This window comes from Burkholderia singularis (assembly GCF_001718875.1).
GTDB classification, from domain to species: Bacteria; Pseudomonadota; Gammaproteobacteria; order Burkholderiales; family Burkholderiaceae; genus Burkholderia; species Burkholderia singularis.
This window is the reverse complement of record NZ_CP013448.1, coordinates 220111-236696: the sequence shown is the minus strand read 5'-3', so window position 1 is coordinate 236696 and position 16586 is coordinate 220111. Positions and strand designations below refer to the sequence as shown.

14 protein-coding genes and 1 tRNA gene are annotated in these 16586 nt (G+C 65.9%); 10 read left to right on the top strand and 5 right to left on the bottom strand.

The genetic code is table 11. The annotated features are described in order from the left end of the window. The first annotated feature begins 94 nt into the window (after positions 1–94). The 8 genes from rsmB (at position 95) to queD (ending at position 7605) form a co-directional block, all read left to right on the top strand. The gene (rsmB, locus tag AQ611_RS01115) at positions 95–1525 is read left to right on the top strand and encodes a 16S rRNA (cytosine(967)-C(5))-methyltransferase RsmB (RefSeq protein ID WP_069233517.1); all 1431 of its coding nucleotides are present in this window, start codon (positions 95–97) and stop codon (positions 1523–1525) included. Continuing rightward, positions 1522–2115, top strand: a complete 594-nt coding sequence (locus AQ611_RS01110) for a DUF4390 domain-containing protein (protein ID WP_059517930.1) — start codon at positions 1522–1524, stop codon at positions 2113–2115. The genes rsmB and AQ611_RS01110 overlap by 4 nt, the downstream gene beginning before the upstream one ends. Next, the gene (gene esaS, locus AQ611_RS01105; RefSeq protein ID WP_059517210.1) at positions 2105–4525 is read left to right on the top strand and encodes a sensor histidine kinase EsaS; all 2421 of its coding nucleotides are present in this window, start codon (positions 2105–2107) and stop codon (positions 4523–4525) included. The genes AQ611_RS01110 and esaS overlap by 11 nt, the downstream gene beginning before the upstream one ends. Continuing rightward, positions 4526–5209, top strand: a complete 684-nt coding sequence (esaR, locus tag AQ611_RS01100; RefSeq protein WP_069233516.1) for a response regulator transcription factor EsaR — start codon at positions 4526–4528, stop codon at positions 5207–5209. Positions 5210–5269: 60 nt separating this feature from the next. Further along, positions 5270–5345 (top strand) — tRNA-Phe (locus AQ611_RS01095). Between the two features lie 332 nt (positions 5346–5677). Then, on the top strand, positions 5678–6412 hold the full coding sequence (gene queC / locus AQ611_RS01090; protein ID WP_069233515.1) for a 7-cyano-7-deazaguanine synthase QueC: 735 nt from the start codon (positions 5678–5680) through the stop codon (positions 6410–6412). 88 nt (positions 6413–6500) lie between these two features. Beyond that, positions 6501–7133, top strand: coding sequence for a 7-carboxy-7-deazaguanine synthase (gene queE / locus AQ611_RS01085; RefSeq protein ID WP_069233514.1), 633 nt, complete (start codon positions 6501–6503; stop codon positions 7131–7133). A gap of 19 nt (positions 7134–7152) precedes the next feature. Further along, on the top strand, positions 7153–7605 hold the full coding sequence (gene queD, locus AQ611_RS01080; protein ID WP_059517216.1) for a 6-carboxytetrahydropterin synthase QueD: 453 nt from the start codon (positions 7153–7155) through the stop codon (positions 7603–7605). A 250-nt stretch (positions 7606–7855) separates the two neighbouring features. On the opposite strand, the gene rodA is transcribed toward queD, so the two are convergent. The 5 genes from rodA to AQ611_RS01055 form a co-directional block, all read right to left on the bottom strand. After that, positions 7856–9004, bottom strand: coding sequence for a rod shape-determining protein RodA (gene rodA, locus AQ611_RS01075; RefSeq protein ID WP_059517218.1), 1149 nt, complete (start codon positions 9002–9004; stop codon positions 7856–7858). 11 nt (positions 9005–9015) lie between these two features. After that, positions 9016–11373, bottom strand: a complete 2358-nt coding sequence (gene mrdA / locus AQ611_RS01070) for a penicillin-binding protein 2 (RefSeq protein WP_069233513.1) — start codon at positions 11371–11373, stop codon at positions 9016–9018. A 127-nt stretch (positions 11374–11500) separates the two neighbouring features. Then, complete coding sequence (gene mreD, locus AQ611_RS01065) at positions 11501–12013, bottom strand: rod shape-determining protein MreD (protein ID WP_059517222.1); 513 nt, start codon at positions 12011–12013, stop codon at positions 11501–11503. Next, a complete protein-coding gene (mreC, locus tag AQ611_RS01060) occupies positions 12010–13152 on the bottom strand; it encodes a rod shape-determining protein MreC (protein WP_059517224.1) in 1143 nt (380 codons plus the stop codon). The genes mreD and mreC overlap by 4 nt, the downstream gene beginning before the upstream one ends. Positions 13153–13269: 117 nt before the next feature. After that, positions 13270–14313, bottom strand: coding sequence for a rod shape-determining protein (locus AQ611_RS01055; RefSeq protein WP_059517226.1), 1044 nt, complete (start codon positions 14311–14313; stop codon positions 13270–13272). 356 nt (positions 14314–14669) lie between these two features. On the opposite strand from AQ611_RS01055, the gene gatC reads away from it, so the two are divergent. Then, positions 14670–14969, top strand: a complete 300-nt coding sequence (gene gatC, locus AQ611_RS01050; protein ID WP_059517228.1) for an Asp-tRNA(Asn)/Glu-tRNA(Gln) amidotransferase subunit GatC — start codon at positions 14670–14672, stop codon at positions 14967–14969. 43 nt (positions 14970–15012) lie between these two features. Next, a complete protein-coding gene (gene gatA / locus AQ611_RS01045; RefSeq protein ID WP_069233512.1) occupies positions 15013–16584 on the top strand; it encodes an Asp-tRNA(Asn)/Glu-tRNA(Gln) amidotransferase subunit GatA in 1572 nt (523 codons plus the stop codon). The last annotated feature ends 2 nt before the right edge of the window (positions 16585–16586 follow it).

Sequence of the window (16586 nt, the reverse complement as noted above, 5' to 3'; positions counted from 1 at the left end):
ATCCCCCTTCGCTTGGGCCGCCAGCCGGCTCTTGATCCCTTCCTATCTTCGCTCGGCGCGAGTTCGTATCCCGCACCGCGCGCACTGAGTTCCAATGACCCAGATTCGTCGTCCCCGATCCCGCACATCCGATGCGCCCGCGCGTTCGCGCGCGCCGCGCCTGTCGGCGTTGCATCTCAGTGCCGATTCGCTCGGTTTCGCGCTCGATGGCGCCGCCCAGGCAGTCGACGCAGTCGCGCGCGGTGTGGCGTTGCCCGCCGCGCTTTCGGCCGTGCACGCAGAGTTGTCCGCCGGCGTGCAGACGGCTTCGCGCGGCGCGATCCAGGATATTGCGTATCGCGCGATGCGCCGGCGCGGCACGGCGGAATGGCTGATCACGCAATTCGTCGCGAAGCCGCCGCCCGCGCACGTGCAGGCACTTCTCGTCTGCGCGTTCGCGCTGCTCGTCGACGATGAAGCGCATGCGCCGTATGCGCCCTTCACCGTGGTCGATCAAGCGGTGAGCGCGATCGGTGCGCGCCGCGAGTTTGCGTTTGCGAAAGGGCTCGTCAACGCGGTGCTGCGCCGTTTCTTGCGCGAGCGGACGGTTTGGCTGGAGCGCGTGCAAGCCGATCGGCGCGCGCGGTGGAATTACGACGCATGGTGGATTGACGCGGTGACGCGCGCATGGCCCGACGCCTGGGAGCGCGTGCTCGCAGCGGGCGACGCGCCGGGGCCGCTGACGCTGCGTGTGAACGCGCGTCGCATGACGGCCGGCGACTATCTCGAAAAACTGCGTATTGAGCAGATCGACGCCGAGCAAATTGGCCGTCATGCGGTGCGGCTCGCGTCGCCGCTGCCGGTCGAGCGGATTCCCGGTTTCGCGCAAGGGGCCGTTTCGGTGCAGGATGCGGGCGCGCAGTTCGCGGCTCAATGGCTTGGCGCGCGCGACGGCATGCGCGTGCTCGACGCATGCGCGGCGCCCGGCGGCAAGACGGGCCATATCCTCGAGTTGGCCGACGTCGAAGTCGTCGCGCTCGAAAGCGATCCGCAGCGCGCGCAGCGCATCGGCGAGAATCTCGCGCGGCTTTCGCTGCCCGCCGGCCGCAGCAGGTGCGACGTGCGCATCGGCGACGCGGGCGAGCCCGCGCAATGGCACGACGGCCGCGCGTTCGATCGCATTCTCGCGGACGTGCCGTGCTCCGCGTCCGGTATCGTGCGCCGCCATCCCGATATTCGCTGGTTGCGCCGTGCGGCCGATATTGCGGCGCTCATCGCCGAACAGCGCCGCATTCTCGGCGCGCTCTGGCCGCTGTTGAAGCCGGGCGGCGAACTGCTCTACGTCACGTGCTCGATCTTTCCGGAGGAAGGCGAGTGGCAGGCGCGCTGGTTTGGAGACGCCTATCAAGATGCGGTACGATTGGACGCGCCCGGGCAGTTGCTGCCGCGGAGCACGTCAGGCGTGGCGCCGGTCGATGAGCCGGACGGCTTGCGCCGGCCTATCGATCACGACGGATTTTTCTACGCGCGCTTTCAGAAACGGTGACGATCAAACGCTTCTTTCCACTTCGGCTCGCGGCCGTGCTTTGGGTCGCGTTGACGCTGTGCCTTGCTGCCGTTCCGGTCGCGCATGCCGATACGATCGCTGTGCAACGCGCGTCGCTGCAGTCCGACGGCAGCGGCTGGAGTCTCGACGCGAAGTTCGATTTCGAGCTGAACAGCAGCCTTGAGGATGCGGTCAACAAGGGCGTTCCGCTCTATTTCACGACCGATTTCGAGCTGAGCCGCGCGCGCTGGTATTGGTTCGACGAGCAGCCGGTTTCGGTGTCGAAGACGATCCGGCTGTCGTACCAGCCGCTCACGCGCGACTACCGCGTGTCCACGGGCGGCCTGCAGCTCGTCGGCTTCACGACGTTGAAGGAGGCGCTCGCGATCGTCAAGCATGTCACGTCATGGCACGTGATCGACAAGAGCCAGGTGAGTCCGGGCGAAACCTATACCGCATCGGTGCGCATGCAGCTCGATACCGCGCTGATGCCGAAACCGTTTCAGGTGGACGCGGTGAACAACCGCGATTGGAATCTCGCCTCCGACTGGAAGCGCTTTACCTTTACGGTGGCCGAACGTGCTAAATAAAGTACGGGTGCGCCGCGCAGCGAGCGGCAAGAGCCTTCTGGTGCGCGTGATCGTGTCGACCGTCGCGATCACGGCGTTGCTGCTGCTCGTGCTGCTTGCGGCGGCGAGCGCGAACACCGAGTTTTTCGATCGCTACTACTCGTGGCTCTATTCCGCGAACATCATCGTCGCGCTGGTATTCCTGCTCGTCGTGCTCGGGCTCGTGGGGATGATCGTCGTGCGGCTGCGCAAGGGCAAGTTCGGCACGCGGCTGCTCGCGAAGCTCGCAGTGTTCTTCGCGCTCGTCGGTGTCGTGCCGGGCGGGATCATTTATATCGTGTCGTATCAGTTCGTGTCGCGCAGCATCGAGTCGTGGTTCGACGTCAACGTCGAGACGGCGCTTACCGCCGGCCTGAACCTCGGCCGCGGGATGCTCGATACGTCGCTTGCGGATCTGCAGACGAAAGCGAAGCTGATGGCCGAGCAGCTCGCGAGCGCCGACACGCACACGAACGGCACGACGTTGACGCTGTTGCGCCTGCGCGACCAGTTCGGCGTGCAGGATGCCACGATCCTCGAGCCGGGCCGCAGCACGGGCGCGTCGCCCGATGTGCATATCGTCGCGCAGGCGTCGGGCAATTTCGCGACGCTGATTCCGGACGACATGCCGACGCCGCTGATGCTGAGCCAGGCGCGCGAGCACGGCGGCTATGCGGTCATCGAGGGTGAGGTGGACGGCGATCCGCATGCGCACGGCTCGAAGGGCGCGCTCAGGCTGCGCGTCGTTCAGCGGATTCCCGATTCGTCGATGGCGCTGCTGCAGCCCGGCGAGCGCTATCTTCAGCTCACGCAGCCGGTGTCGCCGGTGCTCGCGCGCAACGCCGACGCCGTGCAGCGCGCATATCGCGAATATCAGGAGAAGTCGCTCGGCAGAAGCGGCTTGCGCAAGATGTACATCGGCACGCTGACGCTCGCGCTTTTCCTCGCGACGTTCATCGCGATGATGATCGCGCTCGCGCTCGGCAATCAGCTCGCGCGGCCGTTGTTCCTGCTCGCGCAGGGTACGAAGGAGGTCGCGGAGGGCGACTATACGCCCAAGCGCGAGATCAAGACGCGCGACGAGCTTGGCTTTCTCACGCAATCGTTCAACGCGATGACGCGCCAGCTTTCGGAGGCGCGGCTCGCGGTCGAGAAGAACCGGGTCGCGCTCGAGCATTCGAAGACCTATCTCGAAAGCATTCTCGCGAACCTGACGGCAGGCGTGTTCGTGCTCGACCGGCAATTTCGTCTGACGACCGCCAACCGCGGCGCCGAGCGTATCTTCCGGCAGCCGTTCAATTCGCTGATCGGCACGACGCTCGATCAGATCGGCGTTGTCGCGGAATTCGGCGCGATGGTGCGCAAGGCGTTTGCCGATCGCGAGGCGGCGGGCCAGGGCGGCGGCGACGATCGCGGCCACTGGCAGCAGCAGTTCGCCGTCGACGTGCCGGGCGAAGCCGATCCGCTCACGCTGCTCGTGCGCGGCACGCGGCTCGTGTCGACGGCGAGCGTGGCAGGCGTCGCGGACGATCCGCAAACATCCGGCTACGTCGTCGTGTTCGACGACATCTCCGACGTGATCTCCGCGCAGCGCTCGGTTGCATGGGGCGAGGTCGCGCGGCGGCTCGCGCACGAGATCAAGAATCCGCTCACGCCGATCCAGCTATCGGCCGAGCGCCTGCAGATGAAGTTGTCCGACAAGCTCGCGCCGCCCGATGCCGAAGTGCTCAAACGCGGCGCGACCACGATCGTCAACCAGGTCGCCGCGATGAAACGGATGGTCGACGATTTCCGCGAATATGCGCGCACGCCGCCCGCGATGCTCGCCAATCTCCAATTAAATGATCTGGTGAGCGAAGTGTCGACGCTGTACGGTGTCGGCGAGGGCAAGAGCATGATCGTCGTCGAGCAGGCGGCGCTGCCGGTGATTCGCGGCGACGCGACGCAATTGCGGCAAGTGATTCACAACCTGCTGCAGAACGCGCAGGATTCAGTCGCGGATGTCGAGCATCCTCGTGTGTTGCTCGAAACCAAGACAGTAGAATATGGCGATCCCGACGCAAACGGCAAAGCGCGCGTCGCGGTACGGCTGACTGTCTCCGACAATGGTCCGGGTTTTCCGGCACGCATCCTGACGCGCGCATTCGAGCCCTACGTGACGACAAAAGCGAAGGGTACGGGACTCGGTCTCGCGACGGTGAAGAAGATCGTCGACGAGCACGGTGCGCGGATCGATCTGCGCAACCGGATGCATGGCGACGTCGTGGAAGGCGCGCAGGTCTCGATTCTGTTCCTGCAGCTCGCCGATGACGCGACGGGCGCCGGGGGCGGAGCAAATGGCGGCGCCGCACCCGCCAAGACAAAAGCAACTGTGCAGACAAAGGCAGCGTAAATGGCGACCATTCTGGTGGTGGATGATGAAATGGGCATCCGGGAATTGCTCTCGGAAATTCTCAGCGACGAAGGGCATGTCGTCGAGGTCGCGGAGAACGCGCAGGCCGCGCGCGACTACCGGCAGCAGCAGGCGCCCGATCTCGTGCTGCTCGACATCTGGATGCCCGATACCGACGGCGTCACGCTGCTCAAGGAGTGGGCGGGCCAGGGGCAGCTCACGATGCCCGTCATCATGATGTCTGGCCACGCGACGATCGATACGGCCGTCGAGGCGACGAAGATCGGCGCGCTCGATTTTCTCGAGAAGCCGATTACCTTGCAGAAGCTGTTGAAATCCGTCGAGCACGGCCTCGCGCGGGGCGCGGCGCCGTTGCCGGCCAATGCCGCGGCCAAGCAGGCGACGGGGCCGTCGACGATCGCATCGGCGGCGGCGTTGCCGGCGCTCGACGACGCGGGCGCGCCGCTCGCGGGCCAGACGACGGCCGCGATCCCGTTCGACATCCCGTTGCGCGAGGCGCGCGATGCATTCGAGCGTGCCTATTTCGAGTACCACTTGGCGCGCGAGAACGGCAGCATGACGCGCGTTGCGGAAAAGACCGGGCTCGAGCGCACGCACCTGTATCGCAAGCTCAAGCAGCTTGGCGTGGAATTGGGCAAGAAACCGGCCGATGGCACGGCATAAAATTTCCGCCCAAGGGGCTTGATCACTGCTTCGCTTCTGGCTATAATCTTTTTTCTCCGTGGCCCGGTAGCTCAGTTGGTAGAGCAGCGGATTGAAAATCCGCGTGTCGGTGGTTCGATTCCGCCCCAGGCCACCAGCAGTATCCCACCCCAAGAATCGCCAGATTCTTGGGGTTTTTCGTTTGGGAAGCACTGCCTTGTAGTGTGGCGATCTTCGGCCAGGTTGGGGCGGCGTGATAAAATCTTCGTCGACTCAAAGACTTAGGATCTGGCGAGGCTGCTCGACACCGTCCGTTCGAAGCCGTCGCAGATCCTTTTTCGTTTCGGCGCTCGCGCACGGCTGAGCCCGTGCGCCGCAAGCGTTCGCGAGGCCCGCCGTGCGCGAGATCGGCGCCTCCGGCCGTGCGGCTGCCTATACTGGGAAGCTGGCGCTGTCGGCAAGCGCGCTCATCATTCACGGAGTATCGAGGTGATTCGGACAGATGCTAAAGACGGCGCGCTCGTGCTGTTTTCCGGCGGCCAGGATTCGGCCACCTGTGTTACATGGGCGCTCGAGCGTTACGAGACCGTCGAGACGCTCGGCTTCGATTATGGCCAGCGGCATCGCGTCGAACTCGAATGCCGCGAAGGGGTGCGCGACGCGCTGAAGCGCGATTTCCCGCAGTGGGCGGGCCGGCTTGGCGACGATCACATGATCGATCTGTCGGTGCTCGGCGCAATCAGCGATACCGCGATGACGCGCGCGATCCAGATCGAAACGGCCGCGAACGGTTTGCCGAACACGTTCGTGCCGGGCCGCAATCTGTTGTTCATGACGATCGGCGCGGCGATCGCGTATCGCCGCGGGCTGCGTGCGCTTGTCGGCGGGATGTGCGAGACCGATTTCTCCGGTTATCCGGATTGCCGCGACGACACGATGAAGGCGCTGCAAGTCGCGCTCAATCTCGGGATGGACACGCGTTTCGTCGTCGAGACGCCGCTGATGTGGCTCGACAAGGCCGATACGTGGCGGCTCGCCGAGCAGTTGGGCGGCACGCGGCTCGTCGATCTGATTCGTGTCGAGACGCATACGTGCTATGTCGGCGAGCGCTCGGAATTGCACGACTGGGGTTTTGGCTGCGGCGAGTGCCCGGCGTGCAAGCTGCGCAAGCGCGGCTATGAAGCGTATCTGTGTGGCGAGCACGTGACGCAGGCGCCGGCCTGACGCATCGGCGCGGTGTGCGCGGTCAAGCTGGCGGCATCGGCCGGTTTCAATAAGTAACGAACGCGAGCGGCGCGAGCCGGGCGAGAGCATGACGTACACGGTCAAGGAAATTTTCTACACGTTGCAGGGCGAGGGCGCGAACGCCGGGCGGCCGGCCGTGTTCTGCCGGTTCGCCGGCTGCAATTTGTGGTCGGGGCGCGAGGCGGACCGCGCGAGCGCCGTGTGCCGCTTTTGCGATACCGATTTCGTCGGCACCGACGGTGAAAACGGCGGCAAATTCGGCGATGCCGAGACCTTGGCGGCAAAGGTCGCGTCGCTATGGCCGGCGGACGGCGCGCATCGCTTTGTCGTGTGCACGGGCGGCGAGCCGATGCTGCAGCTCGATCAGCCGCTCGTCGACGCGCTGCATGCGGCTGGCTTCGAAATCGCGATCGAGACGAACGGCTCGCTGCCCGTGCTCGATTCGATCGATTGGGTCTGCGTGAGCCCGAAGGCCGGAGCGCCGCTCGTCGTCACGAAAGGCAACGAGCTGAAGGTCGTGGTGCCGCAGGACAACCAGCGCCTGACCGATTACGCGCAGCTCGATTTTGAGCATTTCCTTGTGCAGCCGATGGATGGCCCCGCGCGCGATTTCAACACGAAGCTCGCGATCGACTGGTGCAAGCGCCATCCGCAATGGCGGCTGTCGATGCAGACGCATAAATACCTGAACATTCCTTGAGCCTGACGCTTCATTCATCGTGCTGATTACCCGAAAACTCGAATTCGACGCGGGCCACCGCATCCCCGACCACCGCAGCCAATGCAGGAACCTGCACGGGCATCGTTACGTGCTCGAAATCACGCTGCGCGGCGATCTTGTCGAAACCGAGGGCGCGCCCGATCGCGGCATGGTGATGGATTTCGCCGATGTGAAGGCGCTGGCGATGGAGCACCTCGTCAACCAGTGGGACCACGCGTTTCTCGTCTATGCGCGTGACGAGGTCGTGCGCTCGTTTCTCGAGAAGATGGCGGATCACAAGACGGTCGTGCTCGACCGGATTCCGACCGTCGAGAATCTTGCGGCGGTGGCGTTCGACATACTCGCGAACGTCTACGATTCGCATTACGGCGTCAATTTGCGGCTCGAGCGCGTGCGGCTTTACGAGACGCCGAATTGCTGGGCCGAAGTCGACCGCGAATCGCGCGGATGAGGGATGTCGGCACGTGCTGCGCCGGCGGCATGCGCGGACTTGGCAGCCGGCCATTCCGCAGCCGATGTTGCCGGCGAGCGCGCGCCGGCGCATGTGAAGGCCGGCGTGGACGGGCGCATTAGGTGTGCGCCGCGCCGAATGCGCAAGCGAATCGGGCTGGATCGCGCCCGCCGAAACGTGGATCGACGCGCGGATCGATGTGTAGATGGATGTGAAGCGCGCGTTCAACGTGCGCGCGTATCGCCGCGCTTCAGCTTTTCATCAGCCGCCTCTGCCGTCCGACGCTCATGATGAGCCCGACGGCGATGCCCAGCGTCGTCAACGCGGTGCCGCCGTAGCTCATGAACGGCAATGGCACGCCGACGACGGGCAAGACCCCGCTTACCATCCCGATATTGACGAACGCATAGACGAAGAAGGCGAGCGTGAGCGAGCCGGCGAGCAGGCGTCCGAACACCGTCGAGCCTTGCGCGGCGATATAGAGACCGCGAGAGATCAGCGCCATGTAGAGCGTGAGCAGCACGAGTCCGCCCGCGAGCCCGAATTCCTCGGAAAACACCGCGAAGATGAAGTCGGTGTGCTTTTCCGGAATGAACTCCAGGTGCGCTTGAGTGCCTTTCAGATAGCCTTTGCCGAGCGGGCCGCCCGAGCCGATCGCGATCACCGCCTGGATCGTGTGGAAGCCCTTGCCGAGTGGGTCGGAAGTCGGATCGAGCAGCGTGCAGACGCGGTGTTTCTGATAGTCGTGCATCAGCGGCCAGACCACCTCGGGCTGGCAGATGCGTTCCTCGAACACGGCGATCGAGCCGATCGCGATCACTCCGGCGACGAGCACCGGCACGATCAGCTTGAATGACAGCCCCGCGAGATAAATCACGAAGAGCCCCGCCGCGAACACGAGCACGGCCGTGCCGAGGTCCGGCTGTTTCGCGATCAGCCCGACAGGCACGAGCAGGATCACGAACGCGACGGCGAAGTCGTACCAGCGCAGGCTGCTTTCGCGCCGCTGGTAGTACCACGCGAGCATCAGCGGCGTCGCGATCTTGAGGATCTCGGACGGCTGGATCACGACGCCGACGTTCAGCCAGCGCTTGGCGCCTTTCTTCGTCATCCCGAATAGCGCGACCGCGACGAGCAGCGCGACGCCGAATGTATAGAGCGGCACCGCGAAGCGCATCAGCGTCTGTGGCGGGATGTTGGCGATGCCCCACATCAGCGCGAACGTCAGCATGATGTTGCGCAACTGGTCCTCGACGCGGCCGGGCATGTCGATGCTTGCGCTGTACAGCGTGACGATGCCAACACACAGCAGCAGGAATACGATGAGCGCGAGCGGCCGGTCGAAGCCCGCGAACATCTGCTTGATCTTGTCGAGCCAAGCGCGCTTGTCGAATTGCATGCGTGCCTCCGTTATTCGTCGATGCCGCCCTGCGCCGGCTTGGCGGCGGGCGCGCCGCGGTTGTCGTCACGCGGCACGGCCGCGGGCGGCGACGCGTCGCTCGCGGGCGTGCGGCGGGGTTTGCGAGGCGGCGCATGGCGGCGCGCAGCGGCTGCGCCGGCCTCGGAGGGCGCGGCCGATGCCGGGCGTGCCGCCGGCGTGCCGTCCTGCGATCCGGCGGCCGCGCCGCCAGGCGCGCGTGCGTCCGCCTGGGCGGCGGCTTTCGCGTTCGATGCGGCGCTCGCTTCGCTTGCCGCGTCGCCGGATGCGTTCGCGCCGGACGCGCCGCTCGCGGCCGCGGGCTGGGTCGGCAGCGGCAGCGCCTTGAACCCGGCCGCGATCGCGACCGCTTTGGTCGCATCGCCGATCACGGGCGCGTTGACCGGCTCGGTTGCCGAGGCGGCGGCCGCGACCGCCGCCGCCTCCGTTGCCGGATTTTTGCGCTCGACCAGATAGAAATCGAGCACGCGTCGCGCGATCGGGCCTGCCGACTGCGCGCCCCAGCCACCGTTCTCGACGATCAGCGCGAGCGCGATCTGCGGATGATCGACGGGCGCATAGGCGATGAAGAGGGCGTGATCGCGAAGATGTTCGGCGAGCAGATGGCCTTTGTAGTTGCCGCCTTGCAGCGAGAACACCTGCGCGGTGCCGGTCTTGCCGGCCGCGAGGTAGGGCGCGCCGCGGAACACTTTGTACGCGGTGCCGGACGGATTTTCGATCACGTTTTCCATCCCGCGCTTCACGACGTCGAGGTCGGCCTGCTTGAGCGGGATCGTGCCGCTCTCCTTCGGTACGGTCAGATGCCGCTCCCGCGAGATCGGATTCTCGATTTCCTTCACGAGGTGCGGCTTCATGATCACGCCGTCGTTGGCGATCGTCGCCGTCGCGTGCGCAAGCTGCAGGATGGTGAACGAGTTGTAGCCTTGCCCGATCCCGAGGCTGATCGTCTCGCCGTCGAACCATTTCTGTTGCGCCGCTTTCTTGAAGGTCTTCTTCTTCCACTCGGGCGACGGCAGGATGCCGCGCGCCTCGCCCTGAATGTCGATGCCGGTGAGCTGGCCGAAGCCGAACGGCTTCATGAAATTGGCGATCGCGGTGACGCCGAGGTCGCGCGCGAGCATGTAGAAATACGTGTCGTTCGACACCATGATCGCGCGATTCATGTCGACCCAACCCTGGCCCGAGCGCACGTCGTTGCGGAACGTATGGCCGCCGAACGTGAAATAGCCGGGGTCGTGGAAGCCCCAGCCGGGCGTGCGCTTGCCGAGCGTCAGGCCCGCGAGCGCCATGAATGGCTTATACGTCGAGCCGGGCGGATAGGTGCCGTGCAGCGGCCGGTTCAGCAGCGGCTTGTCGGGCGAGTTGTTCAGCTCGTCCCAGGTTTGCTGGTCGATGCCGTCGACGAACGCGTTCGGATCGAAGCTCGGCGACGACACGAACGCCAGCACGTCGCCCGTTTTCGGCTCGATCGCGACGAGCGCGCCGCGCTTGCCCGCGAATGCCTGCTCGGCCACCTGCTGCAACCCGATGTCGACTGACAGCACGAGGTTGTTGCCGGGCGTGGCCTGCGTGCGCGACAGCGTGCGCACCGGCCGCCCGCCCGCCGTCACCTCGACTTCCTCGAAGCCCGTGATCCCGTGCAGATCCGTTTCGTAGCTTTGCTCGACGCCCGTTTTGCCGATGTAGTCGGTGCCCTTGTAGTTGTTCGCGTCGCGGCGGGGGTCGTAGTTTTCCGATTCGCTGTCGTTGTCGTCGCTCATCGCGTCGATCCGGTCCTGGTCGCGCTTCGAGATCCGGCCGATATAGCCGATCACGTGCGCGGCCGTCGGCCCGAGCGGATATTGGCGGAACAGCCGCGCGCGCACGTCGACGCCCGGAAAACGCCAGCGCTGCGCGGTAAAGCGCGCGACCTCGTCGTCGGTCAGCCGGGTGCGGATCGGCAGGCTTTCGAAATTCTTCGAATCCTCCTGCAGCTTCTTGAAGCGGCGGCGGTCGCGCGCGTCGATCGGCACGACTTCGGACAGCGCGTCGATCGTGTTTTCGAGCGTGTCGTTCAGCTTGGACGGCGTGATCTCGAGCGTATACGCGGAGTAGTTCTTCGCGAGCACGACGCCGTTGCGGTCCGTGATGATGCCGCGGTTCGGGACGATCGGCGCGACCGAAATCCGGTTTTCCTCGGCCTGCAGCGCGTATTTGCCGTGCTGCCAGACTTGCAGATAAAAGAATCGCGCGGCGAGCAGGCCAAAGCAGACGAACACGAACACGCCCGCCGCCGCGACCCGCAGGCGGAATGTCGAGAGCTGCTGCTGTGTGTCCTTGAATTCGGTCATGCGCTTACGGATGAAGGGGGGCGCGCAGCAGCGCGCCCGCCCGCGCTTCCCACGTCGGCGGGCAAGCGGCTGGGGCGGCAGGCAGGCGGCGGACGGTCGACGCGTTCATCCTGGCGGGTGCCGTGCGTCAGATCGGCCGCGTGTCGTCCGGATCGACCGGGCGGCGTTGCGGCATCAATAGCAGATGACTGGCGACGGGCCACAGCGCCGCCTCGACGAACCCGTCGACGAGATAGCTCCAGCCGGGAAACGCGGCGCCCATCAGCAAGCGGATCACGAACGGCACGAGCTGCGCGATCACGAGCAGCGGCGCGACATAGAAGATCTGCACGCCGAGCGGCAGCCACAGCACGCGGCGGTGGATCGTGATCGCACCGTATGCGAGCAGCGTGTAGGCGAGCGCATGCTCGCCGAGCAGGCCCGCGTCGTGGACGTCCATCAGGATGCCGAGCAGGAACGCGACACCCATGCCGACCTTGCGCGGCTGGTGGACGTTCCAGAACAGCACCACGAGCGCGACGAAATCGGGGATGCCGGGGATGCGGCCCCACGGCATCAGATTCAGCAGGAACGCGGCCGCGAGGCTGAAGACGATGAAATACGGGTTGACCGGCTGCAGGATGTATTGCGGACGGCTCATCGCTGCGCTCCTTGCGGTGGCGCGGCCGCGGGTTTGGGCGGCGCGGCGGGTTTGGCCGGGCCGGCGGCGCGGTGCGGCGCGGCTGGCTTGGCGGGCGCCGCCGGCTGCTTGGCAAGCGCCGCATCGGCAGGCTTGCCGGCGGGCGCGCCGGATTCTGCTTGCGCGGCCGGTTTGGCGTCAGCCGCCGCGCTCTTGTTCGCGTCCGGTGCGGCGGTTTTCTGCTTGTCGGCGCTCTTCGCGGGCTTTTTGCCCTTGGCGGGCTTTGCGTCGCTTGCGGCATCGTCGGGGGCGGGCCGCGGCGGGATGTCGTTGCGATAGTGCAGCACCAGCATGGTGCGCGCGCCGCGCACCGCGGCGATCGGCTCGCAGACGACGTGCGCGAACGCGGTATCGGCGAGCTTATCGACGCGCACCACCTTCGCGACGGGCAGCCCCGGCGGGTAGACGCCGTCTAGCCCGCTCGTCACGAGTTCGTCGCCCGCCAGCAGATCGGCGCTCGTCGGCACGAAGCGCAGATCGAGCGAATCGCCCTTCGGTGTGCCGTAGATCACGCTGCGCAGCCCGGTGCGCAGCACCTGGACGGGAATCGCGAGATCGCGGTCGGTGATCAGCGTGACTTCGGCCTGCAGCGGGAATACGCGCGTGACTTGGCCGACCACGCCGTCCTCGTTGACGACGGGCGCGCCGTTCTGCACGCCGGTTTGCGAGCCGTGGCCGATGATGATCTTTTGCGAGAATGGGTCGCCCGTGTCGTACTGAATCTCGACCGGCGTCGCCTGCGCGGCGATCTGCTCGCGCAGCCCGAGCACCGCGCGCAGATGCGCATTGTCGGCGGCGAGCTGATTGGCCCGGTTCGCCTGCAGCGAGAGCTGCAGGTTGCGCGCATGCAGCTGCTGATTCTCGCTGCGCAGCGCGGTGCCCGTCACCGCGAATTCGGCGGCGCCCATCAGCAGATCGCGGGGAACCAGTGCCGCGCGCTGCAGTGGGTAGAGAGCGGTGCCGAGCACGCCGCGGACAATCTCGAGCGTTTTGAAGCGTGCATCCGATACGAGGAGCGTGATCGCGAGCACGACGAAGAAGATCAGCCGCACCAGGGCGGACGGACCTTGCTTGAAGAGGGGCGGCGGACTGTATTCCATGGTCGGCGCCGGACGCGCGATCGGTTAGATGTTGCTCAGACGCGCGAAACGCGCGACGGTTCGGCGATAGCCTTGCCGTGGGCGCCGCGCGTGTGACATCGCTGGCCGATGGGACGGTTATTCGTAGGAGAAGATGCTGCCGAGCTTGTCCATCCGCTCGAGCGCCATGCCGGAGCCGCGCACGACGCAGGTGAGCGGATCTTCGGCGACGAGCACGGGCAGGCCGGTTTCCTCGGCGAGCAGGCGGTCGAGGTCGCGCAGCAGCGCGCCGCCGCCCGTCAGCATCATTCCGCGCTCGGCGATGTCCGCGCCGAGTTCGGGCGGCGTTTGCTCGAGCGCGATCTTCACCGACGACACGATCTGGTTCAGCGGATCGGTGAGCGCTTCGAGGATTTCGTTGCTGGAGATCGTGAAGCTGCGCGGAATGCCCTCGGACAGATTGCGGCCCTTCACTTCCATTTCCTTGACTTCGGAGCCGGGGAATGCGGAGCCGATTTCCTTCTTGATCGCCTCGGCGGTTTGCTCGCCGATCAGCATCCCGTAATTGCGGCGGATGTAGTTGACGATCGCTTCGTCGAACTTGTCGCCGCCGACGCGCACCGAGCCCTTGTAGACGATGCCGCCGAGCGAGATCACGCCGACTTCCGTCGTGCCGCCGCCGATATCGACGACCATCGAGCCGGTTGCTTCCGACACCGGCAGCCCGGCGCCGATGGCGGCCGCCATCGGTTCCTCGATCAGGTAGACCTGCGAGGCGCCCGCGCCGTGCGCGGCTTCCTTGATTGCGCGGCGCTCGACCTGGGTCGAGCCGCACGGCACGCAGATGATGATGCGCGGCGACGGCGAGAACATCCGCGATTCGTGCGCCTGCTTGATGAACTGCTTGATCATCTGCTCGGTGACGGTGAAATCGGCGATCACGCCGTCTTTCATCGGACGGATCGCCTCGATGTTGCCGGGCACCTTGCCGAGCATCTGCTTTGCTTCCTTGCCGACCGCCTGGATCGTTTTCTTGCCGTTCGGGCCGCCTTCCTGGCGGATCGACACGACGGACGGTTCATCGAGCACGATGCCCTTGCCGCGCATGTAGATCAGGGTGTTTGCGGTGCCGAGATCGATCGCGAGATCGTTGGAGAAATAGCTGCGCAAAAAACCGAACATTCAGAATCCTGTCTCGCTCTGAGGCCGGCCCCGTGCGGACGTGGCGCGAAGGGCGGCAGCGGAAAAAATAACAGCCTCGGATCGGGCGGACGAGGCCGCTCGGAAGCGCGAAGCTGCGAGTGAAATCCTCCGGACCGGCACGCGGCGCCCGCGCGGCGTGGCTGCGGCGCGGCAAAGGCAGTCCTGGTCTGGGTCGAACGCGTAATGATACCTTATAATTTCGCAGTATTTGAACCGAAACGGGCGGTATTTTCGCCGCTTCGCCCCCGATTTTCGAGGGCTCGATCCAGCCCTCCAACCCCCTGGCGCGGCGCGCTTCGCCCGCTGCGCCAAGCTCTTGTTTTTCCGGTGATCGCATGGCCTTGACCCTGACCGATGTGAAACGCATCGCGCACCTCGCGCGGCTCGAAATGACCGATGCCGACGCCGAGCACACGCTCGGCCAGCTCAACGAGTTTTTCGGCCTCGTGGAGCAGATGCAGGCAGTCGACACGACGGGCGTCGCGCCGCTCGCGCACCCGATCGAGCAGATCCAGGAAGTCGCGCTGCGGCTGCGCGACGACGTCGTCACGGAAGCGGTGAACCGCGACGACAATCAGCGCCCGGCGCCTGCCGTCCAGGACGGGCTGTACCTCGTGCCGAAGGTGATCGAGTAAGCGCCCGATGCGGGCCCCATCGTCAATCCATGAAATTCACGCAATGCACGCAAAAAGCCTGACTGAACTGCGCGCCGCGCTCGACGCCAAGCAATATTCGGCCGTCGAACTCGCGCAGCACTATTTGACGCGGATCGACGCCGCGCGCGATCTGAACGCCTTCATCCACGTCGACCCCGAACTCACGCTCGCGCAGGCGCGAGCCGCCGATGCGCGGCTTGCCGGCGGCGACGCGGGCCCGCTGACGGGCGTGCCCGTCGCGCACAAGGACGTGTTCGTCACGCGCGGCTGGCGCTCCAGCGCCGGCTCGAAGATGCTCGCGAACTACGCGAGCCCGTTCGACGCGACGGTGGTCGAGCGTTTGGCGGCGGCCGGCATGGTCACGCTCGGCAAGACCAACATGGACGAATTCGCGATGGGCTCGTCGAACGAGAATTCGGCGTTCGGCCCGGTGAAGAATCCGTGGGATCTGAACGCCGTGCCGGGCGGCAGCTCGGGCGGCAGCTCGGCCGCGCTCGCCGCGCGCCTCGCGCCCGCCGCGACGGGCACCGATACGGGCGGCTCGATCCGCCAGCCGGCGTCGTTCGCCGGCGTGACCGGGATTAAGCCGACTTACGGCCGCGTGTCGCGTTACGGGATGATCGCGTTCGCATCGTCGCTCGATCAGGGCGGCCCGATGGCGGCCAGCGCCGCCGATTGCGCGCTGCTGCTCAACGCGATGGCGGGCTTCGACGAGCGCGATTCGACCAGCCTCGCGCGCGCCGACGAGGACTTCGCCCGCCATCTCGGCCAGCCCTGGGCCCCGCAGGCGGGCGCGGGCAAGCCGCTCGCGGGCCTGCGCATCGGTCTGCCGGACGAATACTTCGGCGCGGGCCTTGCCGACGACGTGCGCGCGGCGATCGACGCGGCGCTCAAAGTCTACGAAACGCTGGGTGCGACGCTCGTGCCGGTGTCGCTGCCGAAGACCGAACTGTCGATTCCGGTTTATTACGTGATCGCTCCCGCTGAGGCGTCGTCGAACCTGTCGCGTTTCGACGGCGTGCGTTACGGCCATCGCGCGGCCGAGTACCGCGATCTGCTCGACATGTACAAGAAGTCGCGTGCGCAGGGTTTCGGCCCCGAGGTCAAGCGTCGGATTCTGGTCGGCACGTATGTACTGTCGCACGGCTACTACGACGCGTATTACCTGCAGGCGCAGAAGATCCGCCGCATCATCGCGCAGGATTTCCAGGAAGCGTTCAAGCAGTGCGACGTGATCATGGGCCCGGCGTCGCCGACGGTCGCGTGGAATCTTGGCGCGAAGGGCGACGATCCCGTCCAGATGTATCTCGCGGATATCTACACGCTGTCCGTGAGCCTCGCAGGCCTGCCCGGCATGAGCGTGCCGTGCGGCTTCGGCGCGGGGGCGAACGCGCAGCGTCCGGTTGGCCTGCAGATCATCGGCAACTATTTCGACGAGGCTCGGATGTTGCAGGTCGCCGACGCGTTTCAGCGCGCGACCGATTGGCACCGGCAAATTCCGGCGTGGGGGGACGGCGAGCCTTCACGCTCATCAGATTCGTTGCCCCCCGGGGGGGCGGATGCCTCCGTTGAGGCAGCTCGGCGGGAGGCATGAGT